This is a genomic window from Roseomonas sp. KE0001, from assembly GCF_016107285.1.
Lineage (GTDB): Bacteria > Pseudomonadota > Alphaproteobacteria > Acetobacterales > Acetobacteraceae > Pseudoroseomonas.
The window spans coordinates 32,269-47,566 of the sequence record NZ_RCVQ01000012.1 but is presented as its reverse complement, the minus strand read 5'-3'; the positions used below and the strand labels follow the sequence as shown (position 1 = coordinate 47,566).

Below are 15,298 nucleotides of genomic sequence, written 5' to 3'. Positions count from 1 at the left end.
GGGAATGACCGCCCCGATCGACACCGACTTCGACGAATGGCTGGCCGCCACGCATGGCGAGCTAGGCGACTTCACCATGCTCTTCGTGCTGATGCGGATTACCGAGACCACGGTGGAGCCGCTGCGCGGCGCCTGGCTGCATGTGGTGGGGGACGAGACCCGCTGGCCGGAGATGACCGCCCTCTTCGCCGGCGCCGGGGTGTCGTGGTCCGCCGCCGTCTTCTACCGTGCCGGGCGCGAGGGGCTGGTGCCGGACGCCGAGGCCCGCGCCCGGCTGAACGCGCTGACCCGCAAGCTGCACGAGGACCGCACGCTGATCCGCGACGGCGAGTTCTTCAATGCCGAGGGGTTGCGGCTGCGGCTGGAGGACCAGCCGGCGCATTGAGGCGGCGCTGGAGCAGCTGGGGCGCCAGGGCGTCGCCGCAGGAGGGAAGCCCCTCCAGGGGGCGGACCCCGCAGGCCTGCAGATAGGCGGCGATGGCATTGGCCTCCTGAGGGGGGCGGGTGGCATCCTCGGCATGGCCAGGGGGGATGAGAATTACCGTGTCGTACCGCGCCCGCGTCAGCAGCACCCGGTAGGTATTGCGGATATAGCGCCGCATCTCCGGGTGGCTGACCCGGTTCCATCGCGTGCCGGAAAAGCGACGCGCCTGCCAGTGGCCGGCCTCGCGGATGAAGTCGCCACCCCAGGCCATCCCCACCATGTCCAGCTCGAGGCCCTGACAGGAGTACTCGGTGGCGCAGACCTCGAGCGCGTCCGAGGCCCGGATATCCGGCCAGCGGCGGAGGAACCAGTTGACCACCTCGTCGTCGGCGCCGTGCAACTGCACGCCGAGCCCCTCCGCGCGCAGCCGCCGGGCCTTGGACGAACAGACCAGCCCGGCCCGGCGCAGCCCGCGGACGCGCGAACGGAGGGCGGTACGCAGCGCATGGAGGTCGCGGGTCATGAAGAAGGGCAGTCTCCCCGCGGCGGCAATCTCGGCGGCGTCCTGCGGGCGGTCATTCAGCACCGCATCAACCCAGAGCGTGGCGCGATCGTGCAGGACCGATCGTATGGGGATGGCGAGGTTCAGGTCCGGATCAAGCGTGAGCCAGCCTGGCTGTTCCTCCGCCAGACGCTGGGCCGGCTCCGCCGCCTGCAGCGTGGCTGGCGCCGCCACGGCGCGCCAACCGCCGCCGCTCCGAGCTACCACCCGGCCCCATTCCGCCAGGCCAGCCTCGCCGGTGTTGATCTCCTGGCCATTGCCGATCAGGGCGATAATGACGGACCACCCTGGTACCCGATGCATGATCTCCAGCATATGCGCTGGCTCGGACGTGGTCAGGATGGAGCGCCGCCGCTGCGTGTCGCGGCCGGCCTGATCCGCATTCCAGGCGCGCTGCGCCTCGTCGAAGACCACGACGTGTTCGGACGGCGCGGTTTCCGCCTCGCGTACGTAATGCTCCAGAAAGCGATGGACATTCTGCAGCAGCGTGCGTGTCTCGCGCCCTGGCTGGCGGCGGGATCGGCCCTGTTTCGTTGCGTCCAGAAGCAGGGCGCCACGCAGCACCGCCACCAGAGGCGCGTTGCCGGTCAGGAAAGCGGCTCCCTCCGTCGCATGGGTGCCGAAGACGAGGTTGAGGCCGCAGAGTGTCTTGCCGGCCCCGGGGATGCCGGTGACGAAGATGACGCAGCGGGCACTGTCGGCGCGGGCCTGGTCAATCGCCCGACGGATCGCGGCGGTGGTGAGACCAAGGTTGATGGCATCCGTCCTGGAGGCGGCGATCTCCTCGACGCCGTGACGGGCGAAAAGGCGCTGCGCCGCCTCCACGATGGTGGGGACAGGATGATAGGGCGCCGCCATCCAGGCCAGAGCATCAAGCGGCCGGTCCGGTGCGGGGATGCTGGACTGGATCCCTGCCAGCAGCGCGGGGAGGCTCTCGGCGGAGGCGCGCAGCACGGAGGTCACGCCATGCCAGAGCAGCGGCCAGTCATTGCGCGGTGAGGGTGCCGCGCTGGCCAACAGAATGGGAACAACCGGATGCTGACGGCAGGCGGCGTGGAAGTCCCGCAGGGCGAGGGCATAATCCTCGGCCTGCGCGGCATCCTGCGGCGAGAATCCGGCGGCGTTGTTCTTGAACTCGATGACGAGAATGGCGCGATCCGTCAGCACCACCGCGTCGATACGCTTCTCCAGCCGCAGCAGGTCGCATTCCAGCAGGATGACCCAGTCATCGCTGCGCGGATCAGGAAAAGCGCTTTGCAGCACATGGATGAGCGCGCGCCAGGATTCCAGCTGCGCCGGCTGCACCTCCCTCAACTGCCGCGCCTGGGCGGCGGCGAGGCGTGCGGCCCAGTCCGTCGCCGGTTCCCGACGCAGGGCGGCGACCGTGGTGGTGACCCAGCCCCTCATGGCGTGACCCTTCTCGGCCAGGTGGCGAGGCCGATGCTGGCCAGCATCAGCAGGAAGCCGAGCGCGTGCAGCGGCTGGAAGGCCTCGCCCAGCAGGACGACGGCCACCACCGCGGCCGTCGCCGGCAAAAAGACCGTGAAGATGCCCGCGACGCCGGCCGGCGCCCGGCGCAGCCCGGCATACCAGAGCAGCAGGCAGAGCACCGAGGCCGTCAGGCTGTGGAAGACCAGCAGGCCCGCCGTCTCCGGCACCGCCAGCGCCGCCACGCTGCCCAGCACCGGCAGGCAGAAGGGCAGCAGCATCAGCGCGCTGAAGGCCTGCATCCAGAAACTGGCGGTCAGGACCGGCACCCGCCCGGCGATGCGCTTGGCCAGCAGCACATAGGCGGCCTCACCGCAGACGGCGAGAAAGACCAGGGCATTGCCGAGCAGGCTGCCGTCTCCGCCGTCCCCCTCCGCCATCCGCGTCAGGGTGATCGCCGCCATGCCGGAGGCGGCCAGGAGCGCGGCCGCCCATTGCCGGGGCGCGAGCCGCTCGCGCAGCCAGAGGGCGGAGCCCAGCGCGATCACCGCCGGCAGGGTGGCCAGCACCAGCCCGGCCTCCAGTGCCGAGGTATGGCGCAGGCCGGAGAGCAGCGCGGCGTTGTAGAGCAGGGTGCCCAGCAGGGCCTGCGCCGCCAGGTTGCGCAGCACCGGGCCGGAGGGCCGCGCGCCGCCTTCCCGGAGCCGGGCCAGCGGCCAGAGCAGGAGGCAGGCCAGCAGACAGCGCAGCCCGGCGATCATGGCGATGGGCAGGGCCGCCGCCAGCAGCTTCGCCACCGCCACATTGGCGCCGACCAGCGCCATGGCGGTGGCGAGCTGGGTATAGGCGATCAGCAAGCGGGACTCCGTGGCGGCCGGGGCGCCAGGGTCGCAGAGGCGGAGCGGGGCGCCAAGCCCGGCGCCCGCTCCGTCATCCCCGGGCTCAGCTCTTGGCCAGCCCCGCCGCGCGCATCGCCTCGCCCATGGCCTTGTCCGTCTCGGCCATGACCTTGCCGAAGCCGGCGCCATCGGCCCAGTCCATGCCGAAGCCGCGCGACTTCATGAACTCGGCGTACTGCTCCGACTTCGCCACCTTCTCCAGCGCGGCGGTCAGCTTCGCGGCGATCTCGGCCGGCAGCTTGGGTGGGCCGCCGATGCCGCGCCATACGGCGGTCTGGTACTCGACGCCGAGGCTCTCCTTGAGGGTCGGGATGTCGGGGAAGAGCGGGTCGCGCTGCGGCGCCATGATGGCGAGGCTGCGGGCGCGGCCGGCATCGAGCATGGCCCGCGCTTCGGGAATCGAGCAGGGCACGATGTCGATGCCGCCCGCCACCAGGTCCTGCATGCCCGGCGCCGCGCCGTTCGAGGGCACCCAGCGGACATGGTCGGGCTTCAGCCCCATGGCCTGCAGCCAGCCGACCAGGGCGAGGTGCCAGATGCCGCCCTGTCCGGTGCCGGAGGCCTTGAGCTTGCCGGGGGGCGCCGCCTTGATCGCCTCGGCGAGCGCCTTGATGTCCTTGTAGGGCGCGCTGGCGCTGACCTGCACGCCGGGCGCGTCGCGGTTCACCAGGCCGAGCGGCGTGTAGTCCGCATAGGTCAGCGGCGTCAGCCCCTGCCAGTGCATCATCGTGATCTCCACGGTGATGATGCCGATGGTGTAGCCATCGGGATTGCTGGCGTTGATCGCGGCATGGCCGACCACGCCGGAGCCGCCCGTGCGGTTCACGACATTCACCGGCTGCCCCAGCTCCCTCTCCAGCAGCGAGGCGACGATGCGCGCCGTGGCGTCGGTGCCGCCGCCGGCGCCCCAGGGGCAGATCAGCTGCAGGGGCCGCACCGGATAGCGCGTTTGCGCCAGGGCCGGGCGCGCCAAAGCCGTGCCGGCGAGGGGAAGGGCGGCGGCGCCCAGCAGCACGCCGCGGCGGGAGATCGGTGTCATGGACGTGTCTTTCCTGTCGTCAGGCTTGCTCCGGCATGACTGCCGGTTCATGGCGATCATAGGCGTGAAACGCCGCGCCAGCCAGGATGAAGCCTGGCCCGCGCGGCGATGGATCGGCCGGTTCAGCCGCCCTGCGGAGCGGGGCGCCGCGGGGCGCGGCGCCGGCGGCGGATCAGCCAGGCGGCCACCGGCCAGAGCAGGGCGGCGAGGGTGATGGTGGCCAGCACGGCCGAGATCGGCCGCTCGAAGAAGGGCAGCAGGCTGTTGTCCGACTTGATCAGCGAGGTGACGAAGCTCTGCTCCACCATGGAGCCCATGACGATGCCGAGGACCAGCGCCGCCACCGGGTAGCCGTTGCGCTCCATGATGTAGCCCAGCACGCCGAAGAAGCCGACCAGCAGGATGGCGAAGAGGTTGTTGCCGGTGGCGAAGGCGCCCATGGCGCAGAGCATCAGGATGACCGGCATGATCGAGGCGCGGGGCGCGCGCAGCACCCGCGTCGCCAGGCGGATCATCAGGATGCCGAGCGGGATCATGATGATATTGGCCAGGATGAAGATGATGTAGAGCGCGTACATGCTCGACGCCCGCTCGGTGAACAGCGTCGGGCCGGGGTTCAGTCCCTTCATGTAGAGCACGCCGATGGCGATGGCGGTGATGGTGTCGCCCGGGATGCCGAAGAGCAGCGCCGGCACCCAGCCGCTGGCGAGCGAGGCATTGTTGCTGGCGCCGGCCTCGACCAGCCCTTCCGGATGGCCGGTGCCGAATTTCTCCGGCGTTTTCGAGAAGCGCTTGGAGAGGGCGTAGCTGACCCAGGCGGCCATGTCGGCGCCCGCCCCCGGCAGCACGCCGATGATGATGCCGACGACATTGCCACGCCACATCGGCCACTGGAACCTCCTGGTCAGGCTCCACTGCCCGGCCAGGATGCTGCCGAACTTGCGGCGCGGCAGCGGCGGCGGCTCGGCGGTGGCGAGCGCGCGCATCACCTCCGACAGCGCGAAGACGCCCACCAGCGCCGGCAGCGGCTCGATGCCGCCGAGCAGGTCGGTCATGCCGAAGGTGAAGCGCGGCGCGCCGGCCGGATTCTCCATGCCGATGCAGGAGAAGAGCAGGCCGAGCAGCATCGAGGCGATGGCCTTCACCGGCGAGGAGCGCGCGACCAGTGTCGCGCACATCAGGCCGAGGACGGCGAGCCAGAAATACTCGAAGGAGGAGAAGTTCAGCGCCACCTCGGCCAGCGCCGGCGCCATCACCATCAGCGACAGCGTGCCGACGATGCCGCCGATGGCGCTGAACCACAGGCCGATGCCGAGCGCCATCTCCGCCTGGCCCTTGCGGGTCATGGCATAGGCCTCGTCGGTATAGGCGGCCGAGGCCGGCGTGCCGGGGATGCGCAGCAGGCAGCCCGGGATGTCGCCGGAGAAGATCGCCATGGCCGAGGCGGAGATGATGGTCGCCACCGCCGCGATCGGTGAGAGATAGAAGGTGACCGGCACCAGCAGCGCCGTCGCCATGGTGGCGGAAAGGCCCGGCAGCGAGCCCACCACCAGGCCGTAGATGGCGGACAGAAGGATGGCGACCAGCACATCCATCTGTCCGACCATGATGAAGCCGTCGATCAGGTCGCTCATGGCGTCACCAGGGCAGCGCCAGCAGGCCGTCGGGCAGCGGCACGCGCAGCAGCTCGTAGAAGGCCAGATGCAGGCCCACGGGGCCGAGCAGGGCCAGCGCCACGGCGAGCCTCCAGCTTCCGCCGAGGGCGCGGGTCATCACCAGGATGCAGATCGCCGCGGTGATCAGGAAGCCGAGGGTCTCCGAGACCAGCACGTAGAGGACCAGCAGCAGCGGCGCGAGAAAGGCCCGCCATTCGGCGAAGCGCGGCGGCCGCGGCACCGTCTCGCCCGGTTCGGCCGGAATGGTGTCGTCCGGCGCTTCGAAGCTGTGGCCGACGCCGAAGGCGATCATGGCGCCGCATCCCATCAGCCCGAGGCCGATGACGGCCGGAAAGACGCTCGGCCCCACATCCTGGCCCGGCACGCCAGGTTGCAGGGACGCGCCATAGGCCGTGACGCCGCCCAGCGCGATCAGCAGGGCGCCGGTCACCTTGTCGGAAAGCTGCAATGGATCGTCCCCTTCCTTCCCACAACGGCGGGCCGGGCTTGCGCGCCAGGTTCCAGCATCCGTCGGCGGTCCGGATTGTGTCGGCGCTTCAACGAGGCGGTCAAGCGCGCCGATGTCAGCGGGCGGAGTCAGCCGGGCGGGTCGGGACGGTAGAGCCGGATCACAGAGGCGGTGTCGCTCATGCCCTCGCCGCGCGCCACGTGTTCCGCGAAGCGCGCCGTCGCGGCCTCGACCAGCGGCAGCGCCACGCCGTGCTCGCGCGCGAAGGCCAGCACCGCGTCGAGGTCCTTCAGCATCTGCCGCGCGCGGCCGGCCGGCGGTTCGAAGGCGCGTTGCCGCATCTGCGGGAAGATGCGCTGCAGCATGCTTCCATCGGCATGGCCGCCGGCCAGGGCGGCGGGCAGGGCGTCGGCGTCCAGGCCGGCGGCCTCCGCCAGGGCTAGGGCCTCCGCCATCGCGACATAGCCGGCGCCCACGATGGCCTGGTTCAGCACCTTGGCCGTCTGCCCGGCGCCGCTGGGGCCCAGATGCGTCACCCGCGCGCCGAGCGCCGCCAGCACGGGCGCGGCGCGCGCGACATCCGCCTCCGCGCCGCCGGCCATGATGGTGAGCCGCCCCTCGCGCGCCGCCTGCGGCCCGCCGGAGACCGGCGCGTCCACCCAGCCCCAGCCGGTCTCGCGCGCCAGCCGCTCCGCCATCCCGCGCGTCGCCGCGGGCTCGATGGTGGAATGGTCGATCAGCACGCCGCCCGCCGGCGCCCTGGCGGTGGCGATGCCGCCCGGCCCGAAGACCACCTCGCGCACGGCATCGGTGTGCAGCACGCAAAGCAGCAGGATGTCGCTCGCCGCCGCCACGGCCGCGGGCGACTTCGCCGCCACGGCGCCTTGCGGCAGGACGGCCTCCAGCCGCTCCGGCTCGCGGTTCCAGGCGGTGACCGGGAAGCCGCTTTCCAGCAGCCGCAGCACCATGGCCTCGCCCATGATGCCGATGCCGATGAAGCCCAGGCGCGGCGCGCTCATGGCGCCGTTCCGCCGGTGCGGTAGACGGCGCGCGCGGTGTCGCGGAACAGCAGGGCCTGGGCGGCGCGCGGCAGGCAGGCCGTGATCGACTTGAAGCCGGAGAGGATGCTGTCGAGGCTGCCGCAGAGGCTGTCGACCGGGAAGTTGCTGGCGAACATCGCCCGCTCCGGGCCGAAGAGATACACTGTCTCCAGCACGATCCAGCGGTTCTCGACGGCACGCCAGGGGCGGCCCGGCAGGCCGAGGCCGGAGATCTTCACCCGCGCGTTCGGGCATTCGGCGAAGCCGGCCATCGCCTCGCGCCAGCGGCGCAGCGAATCCGCGTCGCGCGCGGCGGGCAGGCCGGCATGGTTCAGGATGATCAGCGTCTCCGGGAAGTCGCGCGCCAGGGCCACCGCCTCGGGCAGGTTCCACCAGGGTGTCTGCAGGTCGAAATGCAGCCCGTGCCGCGCCAGCCGCTCATAGCCGCGCCGCCATGCGGGGTCCGACATCAGCGTGCGCCGCGCGCCCCGCTCGGCCGGGCTGGCCGGGCCGCCGGGCTTGTGGCGCACGCTGCGCACCAGCGGGCACTCCGCCTGCCGGGCCAGCAGCGCCGCGGCATCCGGCCGGTCCAGCCAGGCCTGGGCGACGATGGCGTTGGGCAGGCCGTGGCGTTCCGCCAGCGCCGCGGCGTAGCGCGTCTCGCCCGGACCGTCCGCCGGATCCCACTCGGTCTCGACATAGACGGTCTCGACGATGTCATGCCCGGCGGCGTCGCGGCGGTAGTCCTCCGGCAGGTAGCGGCGCTTGAGGGCGCTGTAGTCGCCGTAGCGGAAGGGGATCGCGGCCTCCGGCGCCAGCCAGGGATTGCGGCCGTGCTCCGGCTCCCAGAAGTGCTGATGCGCATCGACGATCGCGCCGTCCCAGGGATTCTCCCCGCCCATGATCCGGCTTCAGCCCCTGGCCAGACCGAGCGCGCCGAGCAGGTCGGCGGCGGTGCGCGCATAGTCGCGGGCGAAGCCGTCCGCCGCCTCGGCGGATTCCCAGACCGGCACGATGCCGCGCTGGCGGAGCGCCTCCCGCACCTCGGGCCGGGCATGGGCGCGGCCCAGCGCCTCGCGCATCGGCCGGTGCACGTCCTCCGGCAGGCCGCGCGGCGCCACCAGGGCGAACCAGTTCTCGAAGGTCCAGTCGAGGCCGGATTCCCGCAGGCTGGGCACGGCCGGCAGCATGGCCAGGCGCTCGCCCCCCATCACCGCGAGGCAGCGTGCCTGGCCGCCATCGATCAGCCCCTTGCCCTCGATCGGCGAGCATGTGGCCATGCTGATGCCGCCGGCCACCACGTCCTGCATGGCCGGCGCGCCGCCCTGGGATGGCACCCAGCGCACCGCGTTCACCTCCATGCCGGCGGCGCGCAGCATGCCGGCGAGCGCGATGTGCCAGGCGCCGCCGACGCCCGCGCCCGAGGCGGTGTACTGCCCGCGCCGGCCGTCGCGGATGGCGGCCAGGACATCCTGCACGCTGCGCCAGGGTCCGTCGCCCTTCACCGTGACACCGGCCGGCAGGGTGGCGACGCGGGAGAGGATGTCGAAGCTGTCGGGCGAGATCTCGGCCATGCCGAGGGTGCGGAAGTAGGAGATCTCGGAGGTGGCGAGGCCGATCGTGTAGCCGTCCGGCCGCGCCGTGAGGATGGCGGTGTGGCCGACCACGCCATTGCCGCCGGTGCGGTTGACCACATTGACCGGCGTGCGCACCTCCTGCTCCAGCCCGGCGGCGAGGACGCGCGTCACGGTGTCGGCGCCGCCGCCCGCCGCCCAGGGCACGACGATGGTCAGGGGGCGGGCGGGCCAGGACTGCGCCCGCGCGACGGTCGGCGCGGCCAGGAGGCCGGCCAGCGCCGCGGGAAGCGCCCGGCGCGGCAGGAGGGGCATCGACATGGTGCGGCTTTCTCCCTGGACGCCCGCGTCCGGCGCGGGTCTTGCCTTGCGCGAAGGGTCGTTGACGCCCCATGTCTGTGTCAATTCGAAACCGTTGCGGCGGCCGGCCCGACCTTCCCCGCCGGCCTTTGCCCTGACGCCGCGTCGTGGCAGGCTTCGCGGCCGTGAACAGGATGTCGGCGGGCACCCCGCCCGCCGCGCCGGCCCTGGGCCCGCCGTACTCGGGGCCCCGCGCCCGGACCGCAGAGGTGACCAGATCCGATGACCCGAACCGCTCCCCCGCCACGCTGGCGCTCCCTGCTCTTCGTGCCGGCGCATGTCGGGCGATTCGTCGCCCGCGCCCATGAGCGCGGCGCGGACGGCGTGATCCTGGATCTGGAGGATGCCGTGCCGGCGGCGGAGAAGCCGGCGGCGCGTGGCAGCCTGGCGGCCTCCATCGCCGGCATCGCCCGCAACGGCACGGCGGCCATGGTGCGGGTCAACCACAGCCTGCGCCAGATCGGCGCCGATCTGGAGGCGGCCGTGCAGCCGGGCCTCGCTGCGCTGGTCCTGCCCAAGGTGGAGGAGCCGGGCTTCGTGCGCGAGGTGGCGGAGGCCGTCACCGAGCTGGAGGCGGAGCGCGGCCTGCCGCCGGGCGGCATCCGCCTGGTGCTGCAGATCGAGACACCGGGCGCGATCTTCGGCCTGCCCGCCATCGCCGCCGCGCATCCGCGCGTGGCCGCCATGACGCTGGGGCCGGAGGACTATTCCGCCGCGATCGGCGGCGTGCCCGGGCCGGACGCGCTGTTCACGCCGAACTACGCCGTGCTCTGCGCGGCGCGCGCCGCCGGCATCCTGCCGCTCGGCTTCGTCGGCAGCATCGGCGCCTATGACGATCTCGACGCCTTCGCGGAGATGGCGCGCCAGGCCCGGCGCATGGGCTTCCGCGGCGCGCTGATCGTGCATCCCTCGCAGGTGGCGCCGCTGAATGAGGCCTTCGCGCCGACGCCGCAGGAAATCGACTGGGCGCGGCGGGTGGTGGAGGGCGACCGCGCCGCGCGGGCCGAGGGCCGAGGGGCCTTCCAGCTCGATGGACGCATGGTGGATCTGCCGGTGGTGCGGCGGGCGGAGGAGATCCTGTCGCTCGCCGGCTGAGGCGGGCGCGGGCGGCCCTTCGATCGCCCTGCGACGGGGAGGCGGAGGCCCGCCTCGCCCGGCCCACTTTCCAGCCGGGCCGGGATCACCCATCTTCCAGGGGAACGAGGGTGGAGGAGCGAGGCGAGATGCAGGATCAGGCACCGCGGCTGACGGAACTGGCGCATGGCGGCGGCTGCGGCTGCAAGCTGGCGCCCGCGGTGCTGCGGGAGCTGCTGGCGGAGATGCCGGCGGCCGGCACCTTCAGCCAGCTCCTGGTCGGCGCCGAGACGGCCGATGATGCCGCCGTCTGGCAGGTGGATGACCATCTCGCCGTGATGGCCACCACCGACTTCTTCATGCCGATGGTGGATGATCCCTTCGACTTCGGCCGCATCGCCGCCACCAACGCCATCTCCGACATCTATGCCATGGGGGGGCGGCCCATCATGGCGCTGGCGATCCTGGGCATGCCGGTGGGCAAGCTGAGCCCGGAGACGGTGCGGCGCATCCTCGCGGGGGGCGCCGCCATCTGCGCGGAGGCCGGCATTCCGGTGGCGGGCGGCCATTCCATCGACGCGCCGGAGCCGATTTACGGCCTGGCGGTGATCGGCCTCGGGCGGCCGGATCAGGTGCGGCGCAACACCGGCGCGAGGGCGGGGGACGCCCTGATCCTGACCAAGGGGATCGGGGTCGGCATCTATTCGGCGGCGATCAAGCGCGGCGCCCTGCCCGAGGCCGCCTATGCCGAGATGATTGCCTCCACCACCCTGCTCAACCGGGTCGGCGCCAGCCTGGCCACGGAGCCGTCGGTGCATGGCGTCACCGACGTGACCGGCTTCGGCCTGCTCGGCCACGCGCTGGAGATGGCGCGGGGCTCGGGCCTGACGCTGACGATCGCGCGCGATGCCGTGCCCCTGCTGGCCGAGGCCGCCGCCCTAGCGCGGCAGGGCTTCGTCACGGGTGCCTCGCAGCGCAACTGGCAGAGCTATGGCGCCGAGGTGGTTCTGCCGCCCGAATGCCCGGACTGGCAGCGCCTGCTGCTGACCGATCCGCAGACCTCCGGCGGCCTGCTCATCGCCTGCGCCGAGGAGGCCGCCGAGTCCGTGCTGGCCCGCATCCGCGCTGAAGGCTATCCCCTGGCCCGGCGGATCGGCACGGCCGCCGAGGGCCCGCCGCAGGTGGTGGTGGCGTGACGTCGCCGCGCCCGGCCCGGTCGAGGCGCGAAACCCCGGCCCCGGCGCCCCTGGCCCGGCCGGCCGAACAAGAGGAGGCTCCGATGCGAAGCGGATGGATGCGGCGGCTGGTGCTGGCCTTCCCGGTGGCCCTCGCCCTGGCGACTCCCGTGCTGGCCCAGGGACAGGGTGCGGGACAGGGCGCAGGACAGGGCGCGGGACAGGATGGGGGGCAGGCGGGCGGCGCCAGCCAGGAGGTCAGCCCCGCCACGCCGCCGGCGCAGGGGCGCGGCGACGCCACGGCGCCGGGCAATTCGGGATCGACCGGCTGGAGCGGCGGCACCGGCGGCTCCTTCATCGGCACCACCCAGAGCGGCCGCACGCCGGATTCGCGCACCTGGCAGCCGCCGGTGGCGCGGGGCCTCGACCCTTTCAGCAAGCCGCCGCGCGGGTCCTAGGGCCAGCGCGGGCCGGGTAAGGCTTACCCGGCCGGACGCTCCTTCCCTCCAGGCGCGCGAACCGTCAGACGGGGGCGGGGATGCCGAGGGAGGCGGCCGTCTGCAGGATGCCGGTCCAGGTGTCCGGCTGGAGCGGCACGCCCTTGTCCAGCCGTTCGGCGCGGCTGCGAGCCTCCGGCTCACCCGGCAGCAGCACCTGCCCCCCCGGCGTGGCGGGGCGGCTTTCCGCCACCCACGCCACATACTCCTTCGCCATGCGCTGGAACTCCGCCTCGGTGCCGAAATGCGCCGGGGAAAGGTAGATGGACAGCATGCCGTTGGTGATGCGGCCGCGATGGCCGGGCGGCAGCGGGCCGGCGCAGCCGCCGGCGGTGAAGGCGCCCGCCAGCAACTCGCACATCAGCGCCAGGCCCGAGCCCTTGTGGTCGCCGAAGGCGCGGATGGCGCCCGCGCCGCCGGCGGGATTGCGCGGCCCGACCGGCGGATAGTCGCCATAGAGGGTGTGCGGATCGCCGGTGAGGCGGCCATCCGGCTCGATCAGCGCGTCCGGCGGCAGCTCCTTGCCGCCATTGGAGGCGACCAGCACCTTGCCTTCGGCGACGCGCGAGGTGGCGAAGTCGAGCACCACGGGCCGCCCCTCGACCGGCGCGCCGATGGCGATGGGGGCGGTGGAGAAGCGCCGGTCCACGCCGCCGAAGGGCGCGACCAGGGTGGAGCCGGCGACATTGACGAGGTGCACCGACACCAGCCCCGCCCCGAGCGCCATCTCGGCATAATGGCCGATGCGGCCGACATGCCCGGCGTTGCGGAGCGCGATGACGGCGGCGCCGTGCTGCCGGGCGCGGGCGATGCCCAGCTCGGTGGCCTGCCGCGCCACCGTCTGGCCGAAGCCGTAATCGGCGTCCAGCAGGGCGAAGGCGCCGCCATCCGTGACCACCTTCACCGTGCGGCCGAAATACATGTCGCCACTGCGCAACCAGTCGATATAGCGCGGCACGCGGGCGACGCCGTGGCTGTCATGCCCGGCAAGGTTGGCGCCCAGAAGATGCTGCGCGATGTTCGCCGATTCCTCGGCCGAACCGCCGGCGGCGACGAAGATGTCCGTCACCAGCTTCTCCAGCGTCTCGGCGGCGATCAGGACGGGGGGCTGGGCATCCATGGGCAAGCGTTCCTCGGAGCGTTTCTGTTGCGCCCCAGCATGCCCCAGCTGGCCAGGATGACAAGCGGCACCGGAGGGGAAAGCGGGGCCCCGCGCCCTTCCTTCTCCCCTCCCGCATGTCAGGGCATCGCCGCGACCTTCTGCGCCTCGGCCGCCTGGAACCGGTTCCAGGTCGGTGTCACCAGCATCTCGTTGATGCAGACGCGTTCGGGCAGATTGGCGACGAAGAGTACCGCCGCCGCCAGATCCTCCGGCTGCAGCATGCGCGCCCGCTCCTCGTCGGAGACGGGGACGGGGCGCTTGTCCAGGATCGGCGTCACCACCTCGCCCGGGCAGATGCAGGTGGAACGGATGTTGTGGATGCCGTTCTCCGCGTTCAGCGAGGCGGAGAGCGCGACGAAGCCCGTCTTCGCCGCGATGTAGCCCGGGCCGGAGACGGCGGAGGTGCCCTTGCCGGCCATCGAGGCGATCTGCACGATCAGCCCGCCGCCGCGCGCCTTCATCGCCGGCAGCACGGCGATGCTGGTGAGGAAGGGCGCGGTGAGATTGGCGTTCACCAGCAGGGCGGCATCGGCGGCGCCGAGCTGGTGCCAGTGCCGGCGCGGCACGTTGCTGCCGGCGTTGTTCACCAGGAGGTCGGGGCCACCGAGCGCCTCGGCGACGCGCCGCGCCGCGGCATCGACCGCCGCCGCGTCGGTCAGGTCGGCGGGCAGGATCAGCGCCTCCTGCCCGGCGAGCCCGGCGGTCTCGCGCAGCGGCGCCTCGCGCCGGCCGGTGAGGGCGAGGCGGTAGCCCGCCTGGCCCAGCGCGATGGCGACGGCGCGGCCAATCCCGGAGCCGGCGCCGGTGACCCAGGCGGTGCGGCTCACAGGACGCGCCCCGTCTGCGGGTCGAGAATGTGCATGTTGCTCATGTCCACGGCCATCGGCAGCGGCTGTCCCGGTGCCGCCGGGGCATTGGGATCGACGCGGCCGCAGATCTCGGCCCCCTGCATCTTGAAGTGCACCAGGGTTTCCATGCCCATGGGTTCGGTCACTTCCGGCGTCGCCGTCATGGGCGCGACATGCGGCCGGTCGAGGTTCTTCGCCTCGGTCAGGTGCTCCGGGCGGATGCCGAAGATGATCTCGCGCCCGGCCAGGTTGCTGTAGCGCGCCGTGCGCTCGGCCGGCACCGGCAGCACGATGTCGCCCGGCAGATGGACGCGCAGCGCGCCGGACCCGTTCTCCAGACGGCCGGGGATGAAGTTCATCGCCGGGCTGCCGATGAAGCCCGCGACGAAGCGCGTGGCCGGGTTGTGGTAGAGCTCCTGCGGCGGGCCGACCTGCTCGATGATGCCGCCGTTCATGACCACCACGCGGTCGGCCAGCGTCATCGCCTCCACCTGGTCGTGCGTGACGTAGATGGTCGTGGTCTTGACCGTCTGGTGCACCTTCTTGATCTCGGTGCGCATCTGCACGCGCAGCTTGGCATCGAGGTTGGACAGCGGCTCATCGAAGAGGAACACCTTGGGATCGCGCACGATGGCGCGGCCCATGGCCACGCGCTGCCGCTGCCCGCCCGAGAGCGCCTTGGGCTTGCGCAGCAGCAGCGGCGTGATGTCGAGGATGCGCGCGGCGTTGTCGACGCGGCGCTTGATCTCCTCCTTCGGGAACTTCCGCAGCATGAGCCCGAAGGCCATGTTGTCGAACACCGTCATGTGCGGATAGAGGGCGTAGTTCTGGAACACCATGGCGATGTCCCGGTCACGCGGCGGCACGTCGTTGATGACCTTGCCGCCGATGGCGATCTCGCCGTCCGAGATCTCCTCCAGTCCGGCGATCATCCGCAGCGTGGTCGACTTGCCGCAGCCGGAAGGGCCGACGAGGACGACGAACTCGTGGTCCGCGATGTCGAGGTCGATGCCCTTCACGGCCTGCACGCCGCCCTCATAGGCCTTGACCACCTTGCGGAGTGTTACCTGCGCCATTCTTCGTTCTCTCCCC

At 72.2% G+C, this 15,298-nt stretch carries 15 protein-coding genes; 4 read left to right on the top strand and 11 right to left on the bottom strand.

Annotation, left to right across the window (positions count from 1 at the left end):
- Positions 1-4: 4 nt before the first annotated feature.
- Complete coding sequence (locus tag D9598_RS18640; RefSeq protein WP_198368053.1) at positions 5-385, top strand: hypothetical protein; 381 nt, start codon at positions 5-7, stop codon at positions 383-385.
- Here the strand turns inward: D9598_RS18640 and D9598_RS18635 are convergent.
- The 8 genes from D9598_RS18635 to D9598_RS18600 form a co-directional block, all read right to left on the bottom strand.
- Complete coding sequence (locus tag D9598_RS18635; RefSeq protein WP_198368052.1) at positions 336-2,393, bottom strand: DUF2075 domain-containing protein; 2,058 nt, start codon at positions 2,391-2,393, stop codon at positions 336-338. The two genes, D9598_RS18640 and D9598_RS18635, sit on opposite strands and share 50 nt — an antisense overlap.
- Positions 2,390-3,271, bottom strand: a complete 882-nt coding sequence (locus D9598_RS18630) for a DMT family transporter (RefSeq protein ID WP_232477431.1) — start codon at positions 3,269-3,271, stop codon at positions 2,390-2,392. The genes D9598_RS18635 and D9598_RS18630 overlap by 4 nt, the downstream gene beginning before the upstream one ends.
- A gap of 85 nt (positions 3,272-3,356) precedes the next feature.
- A complete protein-coding gene (locus D9598_RS18625) occupies positions 3,357-4,352 on the bottom strand; it encodes a tripartite tricarboxylate transporter substrate binding protein (RefSeq protein ID WP_198368051.1) in 996 nt (331 codons plus the stop codon).
- Positions 4,353-4,474: 122 nt separating this feature from the next.
- Positions 4,475-5,986 carry a tripartite tricarboxylate transporter permease gene (locus D9598_RS18620; protein WP_198368050.1) on the bottom strand — a complete coding sequence of 504 codons (1,512 nt, stop codon included), beginning with the start codon at positions 5,984-5,986 and terminating at the stop codon, positions 4,475-4,477.
- Between the two features lie 4 nt (positions 5,987-5,990).
- Complete coding sequence (locus tag D9598_RS18615; protein ID WP_198368049.1) at positions 5,991-6,476, bottom strand: tripartite tricarboxylate transporter TctB family protein; 486 nt, start codon at positions 6,474-6,476, stop codon at positions 5,991-5,993.
- A gap of 128 nt (positions 6,477-6,604) precedes the next feature.
- Complete coding sequence (locus D9598_RS18610; RefSeq protein ID WP_198368048.1) at positions 6,605-7,495, bottom strand: NAD(P)-dependent oxidoreductase; 891 nt, start codon at positions 7,493-7,495, stop codon at positions 6,605-6,607.
- Positions 7,492-8,418, bottom strand: coding sequence for an amidohydrolase (locus D9598_RS18605; protein ID WP_198368047.1), 927 nt, complete (start codon positions 8,416-8,418; stop codon positions 7,492-7,494). Before D9598_RS18605 ends, D9598_RS18610 begins: the two co-directional genes overlap by 4 nt.
- A gap of 9 nt (positions 8,419-8,427) precedes the next feature.
- Positions 8,428-9,411: a tripartite tricarboxylate transporter substrate binding protein gene (locus D9598_RS18600; RefSeq protein WP_198368046.1), complete on the bottom strand. Its 984-nt coding sequence runs from the start codon at positions 9,409-9,411 to the stop codon at positions 8,428-8,430.
- A 261-nt stretch (positions 9,412-9,672) separates the two neighbouring features.
- Here D9598_RS18600 and D9598_RS18595 point away from each other — a divergent pair, with 261 nt between their 5' ends.
- From D9598_RS18595 to D9598_RS18585, 3 genes are all read left to right on the top strand, one after another.
- Positions 9,673-10,545, top strand: a complete 873-nt coding sequence (locus D9598_RS18595) for a CoA ester lyase (protein ID WP_198368045.1) — start codon at positions 9,673-9,675, stop codon at positions 10,543-10,545.
- A gap of 128 nt (positions 10,546-10,673) precedes the next feature.
- Entirely contained in the window at positions 10,674-11,720 is a 1,047-nt protein-coding gene (gene selD, locus D9598_RS18590; protein WP_198368044.1) for a selenide, water dikinase SelD, read from the top strand.
- An 83-nt stretch (positions 11,721-11,803) separates the two neighbouring features.
- Positions 11,804-12,157: a hypothetical protein gene (locus D9598_RS18585; RefSeq protein ID WP_198368043.1), complete on the top strand. Its 354-nt coding sequence runs from the start codon at positions 11,804-11,806 to the stop codon at positions 12,155-12,157.
- 64 nt (positions 12,158-12,221) lie between these two features.
- On the opposite strand, the gene D9598_RS18580 is transcribed toward D9598_RS18585, so the two are convergent.
- The 3 genes from D9598_RS18580 to D9598_RS18570 all read right to left on the bottom strand — a co-directional run bounded on the left by D9598_RS18580 (position 12,222) and on the right by D9598_RS18570 (position 15,282).
- Positions 12,222-13,316: a malate/lactate/ureidoglycolate dehydrogenase gene (locus D9598_RS18580; RefSeq protein ID WP_198368042.1), complete on the bottom strand. Its 1,095-nt coding sequence runs from the start codon at positions 13,314-13,316 to the stop codon at positions 12,222-12,224.
- A gap of 119 nt (positions 13,317-13,435) precedes the next feature.
- A complete protein-coding gene (locus tag D9598_RS18575) occupies positions 13,436-14,185 on the bottom strand; it encodes an SDR family NAD(P)-dependent oxidoreductase (RefSeq protein WP_198368041.1) in 750 nt (249 codons plus the stop codon).
- Positions 14,182-15,282 (bottom strand): ABC transporter ATP-binding protein, encoded by a 1,101-nt coding sequence (locus D9598_RS18570; RefSeq protein WP_198368040.1) that lies wholly within the window; start codon positions 15,280-15,282, stop codon positions 14,182-14,184. The genes D9598_RS18575 and D9598_RS18570 overlap by 4 nt, the downstream gene beginning before the upstream one ends.
- Between the last annotated feature and the right edge of the window lie 16 nt (positions 15,283-15,298).